The following is a 19392-nucleotide window of genomic DNA, read 5'->3' as shown; positions in this document are numbered from 1 at the left end:
CGGGACACAGCCGGAGTACCGTATCATTTTTCCCTCGGGCAGCCGTGTGTCTTGACCGGATTTTGTTCCGTTTTTATCATGGGCAAGGACTGAGACTGCCATCCAGACTGCCGGAAAACCTGGTCTGCCTGCAGTCTTGTGCAGGCGCAATGAAAAAACCATGAAAGTCATTCTGGCCATCCTGTCTGTTCTGGCTGCAGCCCCTGGCCTGTCTCCGGATCTGCTGAAGAACAGGCCGGCCGTGTCGCCGGATTATCAGAAAACTGTGAAGGCCGGGCAGAGATACCTGGAAAACGGGCCCTTTGAAACGGCGGAATTTGAACAGACAGCCATGCAGAATTTTTCAAAGCATGAAGTATAGTATCCAAAAGCCGTCGCCGATGAAAGCCAGGATCTGCCTGACAGACTGCCGGCGGCGGGGATGGCTGGGTCGTGACCGGGGACCAGCTGAAGGAAATCCAGAACCGGCTGGCCGGTTCCTCTGCGGCGATGCGGCGGAAAGACACAGCCCACGGCGATATGCTGGATGCTGCCGATGGCTATGTCACAGCATGGCTGCTCTGGCAGCTGCAGGGAAACGGGGAGGCACAGGCCCTGTTTGAAGGACCGGATGCAGTCGTCCTTTCCAATCCTGCGTATCAGGACCAGGATATCCGTCTGGACTGAAATCCCATACAGAAAGAAAGCCCTCCGGTCCAGTGGCCGGAGGGCTTTCTGTAGTGTGCAGTGGCTGTCAGTCTGTTCCTTCGCCGACTGCAGCGGTATCCGTTCCCGATCCGCCGGAAGTACCGGAATCGGGCGTGGGAGTCGGATCCGGTGTGGGAGTGGGGTCAGGCGTGGGAGTCGGTGTCGGTTCCGGTTCCGGCGCTGGTGCCGGTTCCGGTTCGGGTGAAGGTGAGGGTGCAGGGGTGACGGGTTCCGTATAGGAGGGACCCGGATCCACGTATTCGGGAACATAGACTGGCGGGGTGTAGCTGGGCACCACGATGTCGATGGCATTTTCCTGTGCCCGGGTCTCGCTGCGGTCCGCCGAACTGGAATCCACGCGGTCAATGCCGTAATAGACGGAGTAAGGACTCAGTCGGTCCGCATCTGCCGACGTGATCATGTATTCGCTGACTTCCTGTTCCACCGCATAGGTGATTTTGGGCTGCGGATCCTTTGTCAGGTCGAAGCTGAAGGCCTTCATCTTCGTGTCGTCGAACATCCGGGCATAGGCATTGTATACCTTGGTGATGTCCTCCGGTGACAGCAGGTAGCAGGACAGGGGCAAAGAGGGCATGGATACCGTGGTCAGGGTGGCATCGGCGCCGCCCTTGAGCGTCATGGAATCCACTGTCCAGGGCTGCACGTTTTTCAGCTGCTGGGAAATGAATTTCTGGATTGCCGGCAGCGGCATGTCAGTGGCCACATATTTTTGTGCCGCTTCCATGAGCTGGTTGATCCGTGAGATGCCTTCGGCGGTGGTGAGCTTTTTCATGATCGCCCGGATGATGTCCTGCTGGGCATTTTCCCGTCCGGTCGTGCCGTAGCCGGCGGTCTTCCGGTGCCTGGCATAGGCGAGGGCTTCCTTGCCGTTGAGGACCTGCTTTCCTTTTTTCAGCGTGATCAGGTCATCCTTCTTGAAGGACCGGTTTTCGTCCTGTTCCGTGAAGTCCAGCTTCACATCCACTTCCACGCCGCCCAGGGCATCCACGATGTGGATCAGGGACTGGAAATTCACCTTGGCATAGTAGTCGATTTCAATCCCGAAGGCTTCCTCCAGCCCGAGGATGGAATTGTCCGCCCCGTCATTGCCCAGATGGGTCAGTTTATCCGATCCATTGTTGTAGGCCGGGTTGGGGACATAGCTGTCCCGGGGCACGGAGACCGTCGTCATGGAGTTGTTGACCGGGTCCACCATGACCAGGATGTTCACGTCGCTGCGTCCGTCAATGGAGGGGTCGTCTCCCGCGTCGATCCCTGCCACATACACCACAAAGGGTTCCCGGGAAATGTCCAGCGCGGAATTGGAGGTGGGGGTCAGCGTCCGGGTGGTTTCATACTGGGCGATGGCCTTTGTGTCCTTCTTCAGATCCTTGTACTGTTCCTGCAGCAGGTTGTACCGCGTGGCCGGCAGCAGCATGGCATCGATCGTACCATCCCGCAGGTCGTCATAAAGCTGGCTGTAGTCGCTGTAATCCACATACTCCACTTCGTTGATCTGCGTGCTGATCTGGTTCAGGGCATAGGCCACCACGGTTTCATCCGCCCGGGTGGAATACCCCACTTTTTTCCGGACGAGATCCGTGACCTTCGACACTCCCGAATCTGCCGGCACCAGCAGGTCCACTTTCAGGGTAGCGGACGAAGCATTGCTGCCGGTGATGGTGCTCAGAGCATTCCATGTGTTGTAGATCGTGAAGCTGCCGAAGGCCAGACAGGCGCTCATGATCACCGCAAACACCCGCCAGACCCAGGTGGTCCAGCGCACCTGCGTGCGCCGCAGGAGCAGGATCAGCAGGATCAGGTCCGTGAGCAGCAGGATGACACAGATGCACACCAGAATCTGGATGGTGAGCATACCCATCTGGTAGAGAAGCAGGGAAAAGAGGACAGAGAGCAGCGTGGCCAGTCCCCACAGCAGGAAATCCGGCCACTTGCGGCCTTCCGTTGGCTTCTGCGGGGTCCTGGCGGTTTTGCGTCCGCCTGTCCGGGAGTCTTTCGTGCGGAAATGCTCGCTGGCGCCTTCTGTTCCAGCAAAGGGATCCTCCGGTTCTGTCCCGGCCGGATCACCTGCCAGTTCTGTGTGCAGGGTGTAGGTCCGCTCCGAATCCGGGCTTACCGTTTCATCGGTGGCTGCCTGTGTAGCCGCTCCGGTATTATGTTCCAGATCCCCGGACAGGTCCCGGGAATCTTCTCGTTCTTTTTTCTGTTTCTTCATATGCGTATCACCTTGTTCCATAGTAACATAGACCGGTAACGCATGACATGGCTCCGGGACCGGACAGCATCCTTCACCCGGCTGAACCAGTTATGACAGAGGGATTGCCAAATGCTCCGAATGTCGAATTGCCGCCGGTTCTTTTGGAAAAACTTCGGTTTTTCTTAACATGAAAGCGCTATACTTGAATCAGCTTACGGGCTGTGCTTCACCGGGAAAGGAGGCTGGAGATGACACTATACAGACACTGGATCCAGGCTCTCTGCCTGCTGACTCTGACAGCCCTGCTGCCCGTCCGGGAGTCGGTGGAGCTGCTGTTCTGCCTGTTCATGGCAGGCATGATCACCTGGAAGATTTCCGGCATTCCCTGTGTACAGGGGACTCTGCCTGCATCCATGCCGGCCGTGCCATCGGACCGCTTTGTGAAGCGGTTTTCGCTTTCGGGCACGGAAGCCTGTTCCCGACAGTTTCCGGAACTCCTGGCTCTTTCGGATGAGTACGATCAGCCGGAGACAGACAGTCTCACGCCCTGCTGGAAATATGAACCGGATACGTTCAGCGGAACCCTGGTTCCGGCAGAGGCAGGCTATGACGTCTATGTGCATGGGATCCGGGTGGGAGACGTTCCCGCAGACCTCTGCCCTTCTGTGGATACCTGGCAGAGGGAACGGCGGATCCTGTCGGCCCGTGTTTCCTTCTATGGCGGTCCCTATCGCAAGCTGCATGATGCCGGCCTCATGGAACGGGAGAGTCCCTGGCAGCTGCAGATGCAGCTCACTGTCCGCAGACGGACACTCTGAACGCAGGACAAAACAAAAAGCCGCGAACTGCGGCTTTTTTCATGACGTTCCATCCTGTGATCCGGAGGCTTCCGGCAGAAGGATGCGGCCAAGGCCATCGAGATTCTGCTCCAGGTCACCGTCCACCTGCACAACGCGGTGCCGGATCTGTACCGGCACGGGATTGGGCTGGAGGTTGAATTCTGCCAGGCGGCTGGCGGGAAATGCCTGCAGCATCTGACTGATCAGGGGACGCAGAAACCCGTTGCCGGCGGAAACGCCCAGTTCCAGGATGACAAACCGGGGATGGGCGGCCAGAAACCGGTTCAGGTCCCGCAGTTTTTCCTGAAACTGCCTGCTGTCAGGATAGCCGGCGGTTTCCAGCTGGTCACCTGACGTGATTTCAGCCAGGTCCTGCTTTTGCAGTGGTGTGTGATCTGCCCGGTGTGTCAGGCGGCCCTCCAGGTAAAACACCGACTGTTCCGGAAACCCGGCCTGCACAAACCGGTCTTCGACATTGGTTGTCAGCACAAAGGTCGGGTGCAGGCTGCAGATGGAGTGCAGCGTATCCATGACAGGTGAAACCGGCTTGTCGTAGTGAATCCCGCTGATGAGTCTGCTGTAGAACCGGGAGAACTCTTCGGGCCGGGGAAATGATGTCTGCAGACCCTGCAGCGGAGTCCGGATCCCGTACTTCTGGACAAAATCGGAAAACCGGCTGTCAAACCAGGGGCTGGGCCGCAGGATCGCAAACCCTTCTGCCATGGAGAGGCCGTTGGCGGCACACACGACGATCCCGTCGGCATCTTTCAGCCACTGTGCTGCCTGTTCCAATACGGTGTGCTGCGTCATTGGCGGTCCTCCTTCTGCTCTTTCTCCTTCAATTCGACTGCATCCCGGAAGACTTCCGCGATCCCTTCGTGAATCGCCCGTCCCTTGTTCTCAAGAACTTCGGGAAGCAGGGCATCTTTCGGGTTGATGGAGATATAGTACGCAAAGGGAAGCTGGCAGGTCAGCTGCCAGAACGGCTCCTGGATGAACATGGGTGTCATGCGGCCTACACCCAGTTCAAGGAACAGGATCTTCTTTCCTTTCCAGCGGTCCAGGAAATTCCGGATCATTTCATACTGTCTGTTGTACATGCTCTTTTCCAGGAATCCGGGATGCCGGACCCAGGGCATGAGAGGCTTGCCGTCTTCCGGATCCCTCGGAATGTATTCATCCGGAAGCCAGGTGCCGCCTTCCGTCAGATGGGCATACATTTCATCGACCATTTTGCGGTTGTCCCATATCCGGTCGATGCGTCCGCCATCCTGTCGCTGGAAATAGCGCCAGTCGCCCTGGATGGTGGAAATTTTGTCTGCGGGAAAGTCCTGGAAAAACAGGAAGTCCTGATTGGTGGTCATGATGTGGCAGGGCTTGTCCTGCAGCAGGACCTTCAGGTCTTTGTAGACCTGACCGGCCTTTGTCTCATAGAGGTGGTGGATCAGCGTCGCATTCAGTGCCCACCGCTCATTTTCTGTCCGGTAGGGATAATAGAACGCATCGAATGCGGACCGCACCCCATATTTGTCGCGGAAGGGGCCAAACACCTTCCGGAATTCTTCATCGTCTTCGTACCAGAACCGCCTGCCGTCTGCCGCGGACAGGCCGGAGGCTGCCCCAACCAGAACAGCGTCTGCTTCCCGGATTTTTTCCAGCAGAAACTCTGCATTGCTGTATTCAGATTTGTTCATTCATGGTACCTTCTTTTCGGAAACAGACTATCATGTAATCGTAACGAATACAACTTATTGAACCGGAGGTCGTGTATGCAGTATTCCACACGAACGGCTGATGCCGTCCACATTCTTGTCCTGATCGCTCTGCATGAGGGCAACCTGTCCAGTCAGGCGCTGGCAAAGAGCACCGCCAGCAGCCCGGCCCATATCCGCAAGCTGATGAGTCAGCTGCGCAACGGCGGACTCCTGTCTTCCTGTCGCGGGAAAGCGGATCCGGTCCTTTTGAGGGCACCCGGCGAGATCTCGCTGCTGGACATTTACCGGATCATGGAACACGAAACGCCGCTGCTCCATCTGGATACCCACACCAATCCCGACTGCCGGGAAGGTGTCCACATCCAGTATGCCCTGCAGGAGCAGTATGATGCCCTGCAGAACGCCTTTGAGTCCCGCATGGCACAGGTGAGTCTGCAGGACATCATGGACCGGTTCGAAGAGCGCCGGACACAGACACGCGGGCACTGATATTCGCTGTCCGGATGGCTGTCTGTCGCATACGGGCAATTGCCTGAGTTTGCCGCAGAATAGTATACTGGACAGAGGTGATAAGAAAATGAGCTCTGTAATCGATTCCCTCAATGCCCCGCAGAAAGAAGCAGCCCTGACACTGGACAAGGATGTCCGGATCATTGCCGGGGCGGGGTCCGGCAAGACCCGGATGCTCATGGCACGCATTGCCAGTCTCGTCGACAACGGGATCCTCCCCTGGCGGATCCTTGCGATAACCTTTACCAACAAAGCCGCCCGGGAAATGAAGGAACGCCTGCAGACTCTGCTGCAGGACGCAGCCAGGGATGTCCGGATCTCCACGATCCACTCCCTCTGTGTCCGGATTCTCCGGGAGGATGCGTCCGCCATCGGCTATCCGAAGAACTTCACGATCCTGGATGGCGACGACCAGAAGTCCATGCTGCGCACTATATATAAGGAACTGGACATGGACCGCACCACGTTTCCGCCATCCGCAGTCCTGGGAAAGATTTCCGGCTGGAAAACCGCCGGGTACTCCCCGGAAGAAGCGCAGGACCAGACCGACGGCCCGGAAGCCAAAGCCTATGAACTCTATGAACGGCAGCTTGAGGACATGAAAGCCATGGATTTCGATGACCTGCTGCTCAAGACCCGGCACCTGCTTGGCACAAATCAGGAAGTGCGGGACAAGTGGCAGAACCGCCTGGACTACATTCATGTGGATGAATTCCAGGACGTGGACCCGGTTCAGTATGACATCATCCGGCTTCTCAAGCGCCCGGATGCGTTCCTGTGCGTGGTGGGCGACCCGGACCAGACCATTTACACCTGGCGGGGAGCGGCGGTGGACATCATCCTGAACTTCGCCCGGGATTTCCCCAATACCCGCACGGTGATCCTCAACGAGAACTACCGCTCGTCACAGACCATCCTGGATGCTGCCAACGCGCTGATCGCGCACAATCACGGCCGCATTGAGAAAGACCTCTTTTCCAGCATTGAATCAGACCGGAAAATCGAGACATTCCAGGCACAGGATGAATCCCAGGAACCGCTGCAGGTGGCCCGGGACATCACCAGGGCCCGGAAAGAGGGCCTGGAGTACCGGGACATCGCGGTGCTCTACCGCAGCAACTACCTCTCCCGGGGGATTGAACGGGTGCTGGGAAAGCTGCGGATCCCGTACCGCATCTATGGCGGGATCCGGTTCTATGAGCGGCAGGAGATCAAGGACATGCTGTCCTACCTGAAGCTGATCACGGAGCCCGATCCGGAAGATCCGGCACAGAAGTCCCTGGACCTGGCGGTGATGCGCGTCATCAATGTGCCCCGACGCGGGATCGGCGCCCGGACCGTAGAAAAACTCCAGAAGGAGGCAGCGGACCGCGGCCTGAACCTGCTGGAGGTCCTGCGCGATCCCCAGACAGTCTCCGGTGCGGCGGCGAAAAAGTTCGCCCCCTTCGTGGAGCTGGTGGATGAAATGAAATCTCTGCGGGCAAGCGTGCCGCTGGATGAACTCATGATGCGCATGGCCTTTGATTCCGGATACATGGCCATGCTCAAGGACACCCGGGAAGAAGACAGGGAAGAGAACATCGAGGAACTGCAGGCTGACATCCGGCAGGCTCTGCAGGAAAACCCGGACCTCACCCTGGAGGAATATCTCCAGGACCTGAGCCTGTTCACGGACCGGGACGAGGAAGCGGGCAATGCCGTGTCGCTGATGACGGTGCACGCCGCCAAGGGTCTGGAGTTTGAACAGGTGCACATCGTGGGCCTGAACGAAGGGGTGTTTCCCTCCCTGCGGGCCATGGAAGAAGCCGGCCGGGACGGGCTGGAGGAAGAGCGCCGGCTGATGTATGTGGCCATGACCCGGGCAAAGAAGGCCCTGTACCTGTCCTGGAACAGCGGCTACAGCTTCCAGCTGGACAGGCACAAGACCCCGAGCCGGTTCATCCAGGAGATCCCGGAGGACTATGTGAAGCAGGAATCGACCCCGCTGGACAACTACCCGGTGCACAAAAGTCCGCAGGGACAGAGCCGGAAATCGCGCGGTCGTGCGCCAAAGCCCACGACCAGGCTGCGGAAGGGAGACCATGTGGAGCATACAGTCTACGGCGCCGGGGTGGTCACGGATGTGCAGAAAGACATTGTGTCGGTGGCCTTCGGCCATCCCAACGGGGTGCGGAAACTGAACATGCACCATCCTTCGTTGCAGAAGGTGAAAGGATAACGGTGGCTGAATGGACGAAGCCCTGAGAATACAGCAGCTGCGAAAGCAGCTGGAAACCTACGCGAGAGAATACTACATCCAGGATGCGCCCACGGTGACAGACCAGGAGTACGACCGGCTTATGCACGAGCTGGAGGACCTGGAAGCCGGGCACCCGGAGCTGGCGGATCCCAATTCGCCGACACAGCGCGTCATTGGCGCGATCTTGCCGGGGTTCGAGAAATATACCCACGCCAGACGGATGCTGTCTCTGGGAGACATCTTTTCCCGGGAAGAGCTGGAGGAATTTGTGGCGCGGGTCCGGAAGGAGTTTCCCGGCGCCTCCTTTGTGGCGGAATGCAAGTACGACGGCCTGGCCATGGCCCTGCACTATGAAGATGGGCGGTTTGTCCGGGCGGTGACCCGGGGTGACGGACTGACCGGGGAGGTCGTGACAGCCAATGTCCGCACCATCCGGTCAGTACCCATGTATATCGATGCACCCGGTCATGTGGAGGTCCGCGGGGAAGTCTACATGCCGAAGGTGAGCTTTGAGAGGCTCAACGAAGTGCAGACCACCCTGCACCTGCCGCTGTTTGCCAATCCCCGCAACGCGGCAGCGGGGTCCATCCGCAATCTGGAAACCTCCGTGGCAGCCAGCCGGAACCTGGAGATTTTCCTGTACTGGTACCAGAATGCGCTGGAGCATGGCATCAATACACAGGCCAGAGCCCTGGAAGCCATGCACGCCATGGGGTTCCCGGTGAACATGGACTTTGCGGTGTGTGACACGGTGGACGAACTGTGGGCATTCATCGAAAAGACCCGGGAGAAGAGAAGCAGCCTGCCCTATGAAATCGACGGCGTGGTGATCAAGGTCAACAGCCTGGAGCAGGAGGAAGCCCTGGGTCTCAATGCCAAGACCCCGCGGTATGCGATTGCCTACAAGTACCCGGCACAGGAAGTGCAGACCCGTCTGGATGACATCTTCCTCACCATTGGCCGGACCGGCGTGGCCACACCCAATGCAGTGCTGACGCCTGTACGGGTGGCCGGCACCCTCGTGTCTGCAGCCAGCCTGCACAACGAGGACCTGATCCGGGACCGGGACCTGCGGATCGGGGATACGGTGATCATCCGGAAAGCCGGCGACATCATACCTGAGGTCATTGCCAGCGTGAAGGAACGGCGGGACGGGACACAGGTCCCCTATGTCTTCCCGGGTACGTGTCCTGTCTGCGGCAGCGAACTTATCCGGCTGCCGGAAGAAGCGGATCACTTCTGCACCAACCCGGACTGTCCGGCACAGGTGCTGGGCAGCCTGATCCACTTTGTGAGCCGGGAAGCCATGAACATTGACGGGCTGGGGGAAAAGAAGGTCCGCCAGCTGCATGAGGCACACCTGCTGGACACGATCCAGGACATTTACCACCTGGCAGAGAAACGGGAGGAGATCCTGGCACTGCACGGGTGGAGCGACAAGGGATTCGACAAGCTCCTGGCCAACATTGACGGCAGCCGGCAGCGTTCCCTGGCAGACCTGCTCTTCGGTCTGGGGATCCGGCTCGTGGGCCGGAAAGCCGCGGGCCTGCTTGCTGATGCCTTCGGGTCCATGGATGCCATCATGGCGGCCACGAAGGAAGAGCTGGCAGCCGTGAAATACATTGGCGGCACAACAGCCGAGAGCCTGACCACCTGGTTTGCCCAGCCGGCCAACCAGGGCCTGATCCAGTCCCTGAAGGAAGCCGGGCTGAACATGGTGCAGGCCCCGAAGGAAGTGCCGTCTGTTTCCTCGCCCTTTGCAGGAAAGACCGTGGTACTGACCGGGACTTTATCCGGCATGAGCCGCAATGAGGCAAAGGCCCTGCTGGAGTCCCTGGGCGCCACTGTCGCAGGCTCTGTGTCGAAGAAAACCGACCTGGTGATCTACGGGGACAAAGCCGGAAGCAAGCTGGCAAAGGCACAGGAACTGGGCGTGGCCACGATGCCGGAAGCAGAGTTCCTGCAGGAGGCAGGCCATGTCGCATAGCCGCGTCCTGCCGTCCCTGGCGCTGACCGGGGTCCTGGTCCTGTCGGGCTGTCAGGCAGACTCCACCACCGCGGTGCAGGCGGAATATGAAGCGGCGCAGCCCTTTGTGAACTCCGATACCCCCGCCAAGCACGTCGGGCTCCTCAACAGCGAAGATGTGCGGTTCGAGGCCGAGCGGGGACTGATGGATCTGTCCCGGCAATACTTTCCGCCTTCGGACGTGACGTTCCGGACCCACACCTTCCTGGATTTTGACGAGCTGGATGCGACGGACGGATCCCGCGGCCTGCTGGGCACCCTGCGGGATGACAACCCCAACGGCCTGAACCCGAACAACAACGAATCCTTCGACACGGGAAACGGCGTGGTGCAGGGAGCCATCATCCTGGTGGATGTTTATGAGGTGGACTGGTACCGGGCAGACAGTCTGGCGGGAATTTCCCTGTCACTGGTGGTCAACGACAGCGTGACCCAGAACGGCGAGTCGCACAAGATCGGCGACGAGCAGCTGCGCAGCTACATCGAAGTAACGTCGAACAAGCTCGTGACCTACATGCGGGAGCGGTTCAACGAAGTATCCAGCCGGATCCCGATTCTTGTGGCAGCCTACGAACTGGATTCCGGCGATGCGGCCTCCAACGGCGGCTATGTCATGGAGGGGTGGTATCCGCAGGGATCCACCGGGGGCAAGTTCACCGCCGTGAAGGAAACCACGCTGACGGTGCCGTCTTCTGCCTTCACCGAACAGGCCGGGCAGCTGGCCCAGGAATTCAATACCTTCAAGGATGATGTCCGGTCGGTCCTGGCAGACAACACCTTTGTCACCGGGACCTGCCGCATGCTCAACGGTGAGCCCTCCCGGCTGGACCTGACAATCACGACACACGGCAAAATGCTGTCGGAGGTCATGGCAGCGGCACAGAAAGTCGAAAGCAGCTTCGGTACGTTCACGGACACAGACGTGGAATATCATGTGACGATCATCAACAATGATCAGCCTTATGCCATGGGCCGGCGAATGGCCCGCAGCACCACGCTGGAATTCGTGAGTGCGACATAGGGCAACGAAAGGAATCTTATGGAGAAATTCAGTACGGAATACTTCCGCAAACTGGCTTCGGACCTGAAGTTCAGTCTGACGGATGAGGAGATCGAGGCCCTGAAGAAGGACTTCGAAGCAGTGGAAGCCCAGGTGCATCTGTTTGAGCAGGTGGACACCGAGGGTGTGGAACCCATGATCTGGCCCTTTGAGACACCGACTGTCTTCCTGCGGGAAGACGTGGAAAACGAAACCCTGGACCAGAAGGAGGCGCTGGCCAATGCCGACGATGTCCGCATGGGTCACGTGCATGTCCCGAAGGTGGTGAAATAGCATGGCCTTTGAACAGACTGTCAGCGTGCAGGAAAGCCTGCGGCGCATCCATGACCTGCAGCCGGAGCTCAATGCGGCGGTCACCGTGATCGACGATGCGCCGGAAACGGGCATTCCCGTGATCCTGAAGGACAACATCAGCACGAAGGGGATCCGCACCACGGCCAGCAGCAAGATCCTGGACAACTACGTGCCTGTGTATGATGCGACGATTGTCACGAAGCTGAAGGAAGCCGGATTCACGCCGGTGGCCAAAGCCAGTATGGACGAACTTGGCATGGGCGGGACCAACCGCAATGCGGCGACCGGACCCGTGCACAATGCCTGGGACCACGACCGGATTTCTGGCGGTTCCTCCGGTGGCAGTGCCGTCCTGGCAGCCAGACAGGCTGCACCGCTGGCCATCGGGTCTGACACGGGAGATTCTGTACGGAAGCCCGCGAGCTACAACGGCGTAATCGGCGTCAAGCCCACCTATGGGCGGATCTCCCGGTACGGGATCATTCCCTATGCCTCGAGCCTGGATCATGTAGGATATTTCACCACCACAGTCCGGGATGCAGCCGCAGCCCTGGAGATTCTTGCCGGACGCGATGACCATGACATGACCAGCAGCCTGGAACCCGTTGGCCACTATGAAGCCGAACTGGATCCCTCGCTGGAAGGGAAGACCATTGCAGTGTTCGACACTGTGGCGGATGCCGTGCAGGATCCCGTGATCCGCCAGGCCTTTGCAGACCTGGTGAAGAAGATGGAAGCCGCCGGCGCGAAGATCGGGCACGTATCCATGCCTGAGCAGCTGATGAACCTCATTGCCCCGGTGTACAAGACCATTGCCAACAGTGAAGCCGCCGCCAACCACTCCAACCTGGACGGCATCCGTTTCGGCGTCCGCAAACCCGGGGAGAGTGTGGAGGATGTCATGACTGCCTCCCGGACCGCGGGATTCTCCAGCTATGTCCGTGCCCGGTTTGTCATCGGTTCCTATTCTCTGTTTGAAGAAAACCAGGACCGCCTGTTCCGGAAGGCTCAGAAGATCCGCCGGCTGATTTCCGATGCCTATGCGCAGATGTTCGACGGCGTGGATGCAGTGATCTGTCCCGCTGCGCCGACAGTGGCCCCGCTGCTCGAGGAAAGCAGTGATGTGCGTTTCGGCCAGGACGAATTTGTGGAAGAGCACATGCAGCTGGCAAACTTCACCGGCTATCCGTCCATGGTTCTGCCCATGGGCCGGGAGAACGGCCTGCCCTTTGCGGTGGAAATCGCCGCAAAGCCCTTTGCGGAACAGATGATGTTTGATGTCGCCGCCGGCATGGAGGAAATTCTGGAGGAAACGAGTCATGAGTAAGTACAAGACCACCATCGGCATCGAGATCCACTGTGAGCTGAAAACAGGGACCAAAATGTTCTCCGGTGCCCCGGTGAAATTCGGGGAAACGGCGAACACCTGCACGAGTGTGGTGGACCTGGCGATGCCCGGTACACTGCCCAGCGTGAACAAAGAGGCTGTCCGGCTGGCCATCAAGGCCTGCACCGGCCTGCACTGCGACATTGATCCCCTGGTGAAGTTTGACCGGAAGAACTACTACTATTCCGATCTGCCCAAGGGATTCCAGATCACGCAGCAGTTTCACCCCATCGGCCGGGACGGCTACGTGGAGATCGAGACAGAAGAGGGATCGAAGCGGATCCGGATCGAACGCATCCATATGGAGGAAGACACCGCGAAGCAGTTCCACCGGGAAACAGGGACGTACATCGACTTCAACCGGGCCGGGGTGCCCCTGGTGGAAATTGTGTCCCGTCCCGATATGCATTCGGCCGAAGAAGCCGCAGCCTATGTGGATACGCTGCGGCAGATCCTGCTGTACCTGAACGTATCGGATGTCAAGATGGAAGAAGGATCCATGCGGTGCGATGTCAACATTTCCCTCTCTGCAGATGACAGCCTGGGCACGAAGACCGAGATCAAGAACCTGAACTCCATCGCCAATGTGCAGAAGGCCGTGGCAGCGGAAATCGAGCGGCAGAGCCGGATCCTGGACGAAGGCGGCCGGGTGGAGCAGGCCACGCGCCGGTATGACGAGAGTCAGAAGACGACGGTGCTGATGCGGAAAAAGGAAGGGGCCGTGGACTACAAGTATTTCCCGGAACCAAACATTTTCCCGATCCAGCTGGATGAAGCCTGGATTCGGGACATCCAGGACACCATGGAAGAGCTGCCGGCAGCCCGCCGGGCACGGTTCATGAAGGACTATGGACTGGGGGAATACGATGCCCAGGTCCTGGTGGCCGATCCTGCCATGGCAGACTACTATGAGGAAGCTGCAAAGACAGCGAAAGACGCCAAGAAGACCGCGAACTGGGTCATCGGGGATCTGTCCGCTGCTCTGAACCGGGACAACCGCACCTTTGCCAATGCAGGGGTGGCCCCGGAACACCTGGCGCAGCTGGTGAACCTGGTGGCGGATGGCACCATTTCCGGGAAGCAGGCCAAGACGGTGTTTGAAGACATGCTTTCTTCCGGGAAGGAACCGGCAAAGATCGTCGAGGAAAAGGGCATGAAGCAGGTGACGGATGAAGGCGCGATCCTGGCACTCGTCACCGAAGTGCTGGATGCCAACCCGAAATCCATCGAAGACTACAAGGCGGGCAAGGACCGTGCCATAGGCTTTCTGGTGGGCCAGGTTATGAAGAAGTCCAGAGGGACCGCCAACCCGAAGCGGACCAATGAGCTGATTCGTGAAGAACTGGCAAAACGTTAGAAAAGCGCAAGGGTCACGCAGCGTGACAGTATGCTATACTGACGGTTGACAGGAGGCAGCAATGGCAGAACCGAACAAAGCATCAAACAAAAGACAACGGAAGGTCAAAACGCCCCGGCAGCCCAGGCAGAAGCAGGGCCACCTGCTGGTCTGGATCACGCTGATCATCATTGCGATTCCCTGTGTGATTGTCGGCTACGTGCTGCTCACATCCATGGAAGAACAGAACGAGCCGGTGGTGGGCGTCCGGTTTGATTCCGGGGACCTGAACCCGAAAATCGAGCAGTCCCAGCTCGACCAGATCCAGCAGGAGCTGTCGGGGATCGGCGGTGTGGAATCCGTGACGGACAACTTGAAAAGCGCGACGCTGCGCATTCACCTGAACATGGCGGATGATGCAGACAGAGGCACGGTGGAAGCGGCGATGACCCAGGCACGGGACATTGTCAACAGCATTCTTCCCTTCGATACATATTTCACGAACACGGAAAACGGAAAGAACTACGACATCGAGATCGACAGCTACAACTGGATCGTGGATGACAGCCATCCGCAGGACGGCCAGATCTACTTCAAGCTCACCAAGACCGGTGCCGGCAATGAAGTGGTGGATGTGATCTCCGAACCCAAGGATCCCGATCTGGTTTCCGAAATCGTGCGGCAGTGACGATAGAATCAGCAGCCGGAACAGCAATGACCTGTTCCGGCTTTTCAATGGTCCGAAAAAGATGGCAGCAGAACAGGGCGGTTCAGCAATTCTGCCTGCATTCTTGAGGAACAAGGTTTTTAAAGGGATTCAATCCTGATTCAGGAAATCTGGATTTCATTCCCGCGTCCGGCAATGACTGATACAATATCCGGAAAAGGAAGGTGCTTTGATATGACTGTGACCATACGGGAAATTAAAGAACAGGACAATGCGGCTGTGGAGGCCATCATCCGGTCCTGTCTGAAGGAATATGGCGGCGACCGGCAAGGCACGGCCTGGTGTGACCCGGACCTTGGCCGGTTTTCCGAGATCTATGGAGAACCCGAAATGCGCTACTGGGTGGCGGAAGACGAATCTGGCCGGATCCTGGGCGGTGCGGGATTTGGACCCCTGCCAGGAGAGAAGGATGTCTGCGAGCTGCAGAAAATGTACACACTGCCCGAAGCCCGGGGAACAGGCATTGCCCGCCGTCTGGTGGAAACCGTGCTGCAGCACGCCGCAGACCACTATGCCCTGTACTACCTGGAAACCTTCGGCAACATGACCAGGGCACAGAGCTTCTACAGAAAACACGGGTTCGAACAGACAGACCAGCCCATGGGAAGCACCGGTCATATATCCTGTGATGTTTTTTTCACGAAACGCCTCAGGAAGGACACGCAATGACCAGCATTCTGACCAATACCGGAGACATTGCACAGCCCTGGGCCAGGCGGCATCTGCAGAAGGTGCTCAAGCCCGGCATGAAAGCCTGCATCCTGGCCATGTCGGATTTCGACAATGTGAAGGACCAGGCAGACTGGGAAAAGGACTATGGGCCTGGCGGAACCTGGCATGCAGCGTACGAGAAGCCGCTGCAGTCCTACGGCATCAGGGACATCACCTGGATCAGCCCATTCCGGGACAGCCGCACTGAGATGTTGCAGGCAATTGAGGAAGCTGACCTGCTGGTATTGCCGGGCGGCGCTCCGGATCTGTTCATGAAACGGATCCGCAGGTTTGGCCTGAAGAAAGCCATCCGTGAAAAAAACCTGCTGTTCGGCATCAGTGCAGGGGCCATGATCCAGCTGCAGGACTACCACATCACGCCTGACGACGATTATGCCGATTTTGCCTGGCAGACCGGGCTGGGGCTGCTTTTCTTCGACCTGGAGTGCCACTTCACCGGCAACCGACACCAGCGGGAACACCTGGAAAGGGCCCTGGAGGAAAAGGGCCTGGAGACCTGGGCACTGTATGAAGACGGCGGCCTGCTGGTGACAGATGGCATTGTGACGGCCATGGGACGGGTGGAAAGACATTCGGCAAACAGAACAGAATCATGAGCAACAGGCCACCGGACTGACAGCCGCAGCACCGGTGGTTTTTCGGTTGCAGACAGAGTGAACGATGGCTGCCACAAAGGGCGTGACTGTCTGCAACCGTGCACCTGGCGCAGTCATCGGCATCGGGGAAGAGGGATGTCCGGACAAAACCCGGGTCACGATTCGTGGTTTTTCCCAGGATAAATGTTACAATACTCACAAATGAGGGAGTAGTCGCCTGTGGGCTTCGCATGCAGGCAGTTCAGTCAACAACCCCGTACAGATCTGTACTGGCTGGACTTCAAGGACAAGACTCATGGGACAATCAGGCCCATCGGGTCCTGTCCTTTTTTTGAAGGGAGCAAACATGAAACCTTACTATCAGCAAGACACCCAGACTGTGTTCCAGGAACTGCACAGCAGTCCCAAGGGACTCACACCGGCACAGGTGGTCCAGAACCAGGAAACCTATGGACTGAATGAACTCGTGCAGGAAAAACCCGCGAGTCCCCTGATGATCTTTTTCGGGCAGTTCAAAGACCTGCTGGTCATTGTCCTGATCATCGCCGCAATCATTTCCGCTTTCTCCGGCGAACTGATTTCCACGCTGGTCATACTTGTGGTGATCACCCTGAACGCGATCCTGGGCACCGTCCAGGAAGTCCAGGCCCAGAAGTCTCTCGAAAGCCTCAAGAGTCTGTCGAGTCCTCATGTCAAGGTGATCCGCGATGGCCGGCTGACGGAAATCGAATCCAGCCAGCTCACGGTCGGCGACATCGTGTATGTCGAGGCAGGGGATGTCATCGAAGGCGACGGCCGTCTGTTTGAAGCTGCGTCTCTGCAGGTGAATGAATCCGCCCTGACGGGTGAACCGGTGCCGGTGGAAAAAACCACTGCCCCCATTGACAAAGAAGTGCAGATCAACGACCAGACCGATATGGTGTTCTCCTCGGGTCTTGTGACCAATGGCACGGGAAAATACATCTGCACGGCCGTGGGGATGGATACGCAGATCGGCCGGATCGCCGGGATGATCAGCGAAGCCCAGGCCCGCAAGACACCGCTGCAGAAAAGCCTGGAGGATTTCTCGAAGAAACTTACGATCTACATCGGCCTGCTCTGTGTGCTGCTCCTGATCCTGCATGTCTTTGTGAACCATGAGCCATTCCTGCAAGCGCTGATGGTGGCCGTGGCCCTGGCCGTGGCGGCGATCCCCGAAGCCCTGAACTCCATCGTGACGATCGTGCTGTCCATTGCGACGCAGAAGATGGTGAAGAATCACGCCATCATGAAGAAACTCGATGCGGTGGAGAGCCTGGGCTGCATTTCGGTGATCTGTTCCGACAAGACCGGTACCCTGACGCAGAACAAGATGACAGTCATGGAGGTCTTCACCGACATGACGCCCTACACCGTGGAACTCATGGATGCCCGCGCCAGCTACCCCCAGCAGATCCTGCTGAAGGCCGCGAAGCTGAATACCAATGCCGTGGTGAATGCCGATGGTTCGTCCATTGGCGACCCGACGGAGATCGCGCTGATCGACATGTTCAACCAGTACCAGAAAGCACACCCGGATTTTGTGATCAAAGCCGAGCGCGTCGAGGAAGTGCCGTTTGATTCCGAGCGGAAGCTGATGTCCGTCTCCAGCCACCACCACATCTATACAAAAGGGGCACCGGATGAGCTGCTCAAGCGCTGCACGTCGGTGCTGATGGGAAAAGAAAAGCGCCCGATCACCGATGCGGACCGGGATCTGGTCCTGACGCAGAACGAGCAGTATGCCTCACAGGGACTGCGGGTCCTGGGGTTTGCATACAAGGACCTGCCTGAGGAAGCAGACCACCGGATCGGTCTGGCGGATGAACAGGACCTCTGCTTTGTGGGTCTGGTGGCAGAACAGGATCCGCCGCGTGAAGAATCCGCCGCAGCGGTTCACACTGCGAGAAAAGCCGGAATCAAGCCGGTGATGATCACCGGGGACCACGTCGTGACGGCGCGGGCCATCGCGAAGAAAATCGGCATCTACCAGGACGGCGACATGGCGGTCGAAGGCAACGACCTGGCCCACATGTCGGATGGGGAACTGGCGGATAAGCTGGACAGGATTTCTGTCTATGCGCGTGTGGCACCGGAGCACAAGATCCGGATCGTCAAGGCGTGGCAGGAAAAAGGCGATATCGTGGCGATGACAGGTGATGGCGTAAATGATGCACCGGCGCTGAAAGCGGCAGATATCGGCATTGCCATGGGAATCACGGGGACCGAGGTCTCAAAGGATGCCGCGAAGATGATTTTGACGGATGACAACTTTGCGACAATCGTAAAAGCCATAGAATCGGGCCGCAATGTCTACAACAACATCAAGAATGCCATCATTTACCTGCTGTCGGGCAACCTGTCGGCCATCATTACGGTGGTGGTGACAAGCCTTGCGTTTCTGCCGGATCCCTTCACGGCGGTGCAGCTGCTGTTCATCAACCTGGTGACGGATTCCCTCCCGGCGATTGCCATTGGAATGGAGCCGGACCACCCGGATGTGATCAATCAGAAACCGAGGCGTTCCACGGAGTCGATCCTGAACAAAAATGCCATTATGCAGATTGGCGTGGAAGGCATCCTGATTTTTCTGGCGGTCATGGCAAGCTATCTGATCGGCCTGAAGACCAGTGCCGGAATGGCCACGACCATGGCCTTCTCCACGCTGACGCTTTCGCGGCTGCTGCATGGATTCTCGCAGCGGGGCAGCAAGCCCATCTGGGAGCTGCCGTTCAACAAGTACAGTGTGTATGCATTCATAACCGGTGCGATCCTGCTGGCGGCAATCCTGAACATCCCGGCGATGCAGCCGATCTTCGATGTCACGCCGATGAGCATTCTGCAGGCAGGTCTGGTGGTCCTGTTCTCGCTGGCAAGTTTCGCGGCTGTGCAGCTGTTCAAGGTGATCAGCAGCCGCAGCCACTGAGACTGCCGGCAGAGCCGGGAGTCTCAGACGCTGCAGCAGGAGTTAAGTGGAATGGGCAGGATGAGTGCCTGTGGTTCTGATG

Annotated in this window: 17 protein-coding genes; 14 read left to right on the top strand and 3 right to left on the bottom strand. The window is 58.2% G+C overall.

Annotated elements, in window-relative coordinates; translation table 11 throughout:
* The first annotated feature begins 160 nt into the window (after positions 1-160).
* Together aalo17_RS08225 and aalo17_RS08220 are read left to right on the top strand one after the other, a co-directional pair.
* Positions 161-361, top strand: a complete 201-nt coding sequence (locus aalo17_RS08225; RefSeq protein WP_067558068.1) for a hypothetical protein — start codon at positions 161-163, stop codon at positions 359-361.
* A 71-nt stretch (positions 362-432) separates the two neighbouring features.
* Positions 433-666, top strand: coding sequence for a hypothetical protein (locus aalo17_RS08220; protein ID WP_067558065.1), 234 nt, complete (start codon positions 433-435; stop codon positions 664-666).
* Between the two features lie 67 nt (positions 667-733).
* Here aalo17_RS08220 and aalo17_RS08215 read toward each other — a convergent pair whose 3' ends face one another.
* A complete protein-coding gene (locus tag aalo17_RS08215; RefSeq protein WP_067558062.1) occupies positions 734-2923 on the bottom strand; it encodes an LCP family protein in 2190 nt (729 codons plus the stop codon).
* Between the two features lie 230 nt (positions 2924-3153).
* Here aalo17_RS08215 and aalo17_RS08210 point away from each other — a divergent pair, with 230 nt between their 5' ends.
* Positions 3154-3723 carry a hypothetical protein gene (locus aalo17_RS08210; RefSeq protein ID WP_067558059.1) on the top strand — a complete coding sequence of 190 codons (570 nt, stop codon included), beginning with the start codon at positions 3154-3156 and terminating at the stop codon, positions 3721-3723.
* A 39-nt stretch (positions 3724-3762) separates the two neighbouring features.
* Here aalo17_RS08210 and aalo17_RS08205 read toward each other — a convergent pair whose 3' ends face one another.
* Together aalo17_RS08205 and aalo17_RS08200 are read right to left on the bottom strand one after the other, a co-directional pair.
* On the bottom strand, positions 3763-4554 hold the full coding sequence (locus tag aalo17_RS08205; RefSeq protein ID WP_067558055.1) for a hypothetical protein: 792 nt from the start codon (positions 4552-4554) through the stop codon (positions 3763-3765).
* Complete coding sequence (locus tag aalo17_RS08200; RefSeq protein ID WP_067558052.1) at positions 4551-5438, bottom strand: SIR2 family NAD-dependent protein deacylase; 888 nt, start codon at positions 5436-5438, stop codon at positions 4551-4553. The genes aalo17_RS08205 and aalo17_RS08200 overlap by 4 nt, the downstream gene beginning before the upstream one ends.
* A gap of 75 nt (positions 5439-5513) precedes the next feature.
* Here aalo17_RS08200 and aalo17_RS08195 point away from each other — a divergent pair, with 75 nt between their 5' ends.
* From aalo17_RS08195 to aalo17_RS08145, 11 genes are all read left to right on the top strand, one after another.
* On the top strand, positions 5514-5948 hold the full coding sequence (locus tag aalo17_RS08195; protein ID WP_067558049.1) for an Rrf2 family transcriptional regulator: 435 nt from the start codon (positions 5514-5516) through the stop codon (positions 5946-5948).
* Positions 5949-6036: 88 nt separating this feature from the next.
* Complete coding sequence (locus tag aalo17_RS08190; protein WP_067558046.1) at positions 6037-8187, top strand: ATP-dependent helicase; 2151 nt, start codon at positions 6037-6039, stop codon at positions 8185-8187.
* Positions 8188-8197: 10 nt separating this feature from the next.
* Complete coding sequence (gene ligA, locus aalo17_RS08185) at positions 8198-10195, top strand: NAD-dependent DNA ligase LigA (RefSeq protein ID WP_067558043.1); 1998 nt, start codon at positions 8198-8200, stop codon at positions 10193-10195.
* Positions 10185-11255, top strand: coding sequence for a CamS family sex pheromone protein (locus aalo17_RS08180; protein ID WP_067558040.1), 1071 nt, complete (start codon positions 10185-10187; stop codon positions 11253-11255). Before ligA ends, aalo17_RS08180 begins: the two co-directional genes overlap by 11 nt.
* Before the next feature lie 18 nt (positions 11256-11273).
* The gene (gene gatC / locus aalo17_RS08175; protein WP_067558037.1) at positions 11274-11567 is read left to right on the top strand and encodes an Asp-tRNA(Asn)/Glu-tRNA(Gln) amidotransferase subunit GatC; all 294 of its coding nucleotides are present in this window, start codon (positions 11274-11276) and stop codon (positions 11565-11567) included.
* A gap of 1 nt (position 11568) precedes the next feature.
* Positions 11569-12915, top strand: a complete 1347-nt coding sequence (locus tag aalo17_RS08170; RefSeq protein ID WP_067558033.1) for an amidase family protein — start codon at positions 11569-11571, stop codon at positions 12913-12915.
* Positions 12908-14332, top strand: coding sequence for an Asp-tRNA(Asn)/Glu-tRNA(Gln) amidotransferase subunit GatB (gene gatB / locus aalo17_RS08165; RefSeq protein ID WP_067558030.1), 1425 nt, complete (start codon positions 12908-12910; stop codon positions 14330-14332). Before aalo17_RS08170 ends, gatB begins: the two co-directional genes overlap by 8 nt.
* 61 nt (positions 14333-14393) lie before the next feature.
* Positions 14394-14999, top strand: a complete 606-nt coding sequence (locus aalo17_RS08160) for a hypothetical protein (protein WP_203225814.1) — start codon at positions 14394-14396, stop codon at positions 14997-14999.
* Positions 15000-15212: 213 nt separating this feature from the next.
* On the top strand, positions 15213-15707 hold the full coding sequence (locus aalo17_RS08155) for a GNAT family N-acetyltransferase (protein ID WP_203225813.1): 495 nt from the start codon (positions 15213-15215) through the stop codon (positions 15705-15707).
* A complete protein-coding gene (locus tag aalo17_RS08150; RefSeq protein WP_067558028.1) occupies positions 15704-16366 on the top strand; it encodes a Type 1 glutamine amidotransferase-like domain-containing protein in 663 nt (220 codons plus the stop codon). The genes aalo17_RS08155 and aalo17_RS08150 overlap by 4 nt, the downstream gene beginning before the upstream one ends.
* 346 nt (positions 16367-16712) lie before the next feature.
* Complete coding sequence (locus tag aalo17_RS08145; protein ID WP_067558025.1) at positions 16713-19310, top strand: cation-translocating P-type ATPase; 2598 nt, start codon at positions 16713-16715, stop codon at positions 19308-19310.
* Positions 19311-19392: the final 82 nt, after the last annotated feature.

This window comes from Faecalibaculum rodentium (assembly GCF_001564455.1).
Taxonomy (GTDB): Bacteria; Bacillota_I; Bacilli_A; order Erysipelotrichales; family Erysipelotrichaceae; genus Faecalibaculum; species Faecalibaculum rodentium.
This window is presented reverse-complemented; position numbering and strand designations above follow the sequence as displayed.

Coding starts and splice junctions, on each gene's coding strand:
- aalo17_RS08145 (WP_067558025.1), top strand. CDS start 16,713: ATGAAACCTTACTATCAGCAAGACACCCAGACTGTGTTCCAGGAACTG.
- aalo17_RS08200 (WP_067558052.1), bottom strand. CDS start 5,438: ATGAACAAATCTGAATACAGCAATGCAGAGTTTCTGCTGGAAAAAATC.
- gatB (WP_067558030.1), top strand. CDS start 12,908: ATGAGTAAGTACAAGACCACCATCGGCATCGAGATCCACTGTGAGCTG.
- aalo17_RS08225 (WP_067558068.1), top strand. CDS start 161: ATGAAAGTCATTCTGGCCATCCTGTCTGTTCTGGCTGCAGCCCCTGGC.
- aalo17_RS08195 (WP_067558049.1), top strand. CDS start 5,514: ATGCAGTATTCCACACGAACGGCTGATGCCGTCCACATTCTTGTCCTG.
- aalo17_RS08155 (WP_203225813.1), top strand. CDS start 15,213: ATGACTGTGACCATACGGGAAATTAAAGAACAGGACAATGCGGCTGTG.
- aalo17_RS08205 (WP_067558055.1), bottom strand. CDS start 4,554: ATGACGCAGCACACCGTATTGGAACAGGCAGCACAGTGGCTGAAAGAT.
- aalo17_RS08150 (WP_067558028.1), top strand. CDS start 15,704: ATGACCAGCATTCTGACCAATACCGGAGACATTGCACAGCCCTGGGCC.
- ligA (WP_067558043.1), top strand. CDS start 8,198: ATGGACGAAGCCCTGAGAATACAGCAGCTGCGAAAGCAGCTGGAAACC.
- aalo17_RS08160 (WP_203225814.1), top strand. CDS start 14,394: ATGGCAGAACCGAACAAAGCATCAAACAAAAGACAACGGAAGGTCAAA.
- aalo17_RS08170 (WP_067558033.1), top strand. CDS start 11,569: ATGGCCTTTGAACAGACTGTCAGCGTGCAGGAAAGCCTGCGGCGCATC.
- gatC (WP_067558037.1), top strand. CDS start 11,274: ATGGAGAAATTCAGTACGGAATACTTCCGCAAACTGGCTTCGGACCTG.
- aalo17_RS08215 (WP_067558062.1), bottom strand. CDS start 2,923: ATGAAGAAACAGAAAAAAGAACGAGAAGATTCCCGGGACCTGTCCGGG.
- aalo17_RS08180 (WP_067558040.1), top strand. CDS start 10,185: ATGTCGCATAGCCGCGTCCTGCCGTCCCTGGCGCTGACCGGGGTCCTG.
- aalo17_RS08190 (WP_067558046.1), top strand. CDS start 6,037: ATGAGCTCTGTAATCGATTCCCTCAATGCCCCGCAGAAAGAAGCAGCC.
- aalo17_RS08210 (WP_067558059.1), top strand. CDS start 3,154: ATGACACTATACAGACACTGGATCCAGGCTCTCTGCCTGCTGACTCTG.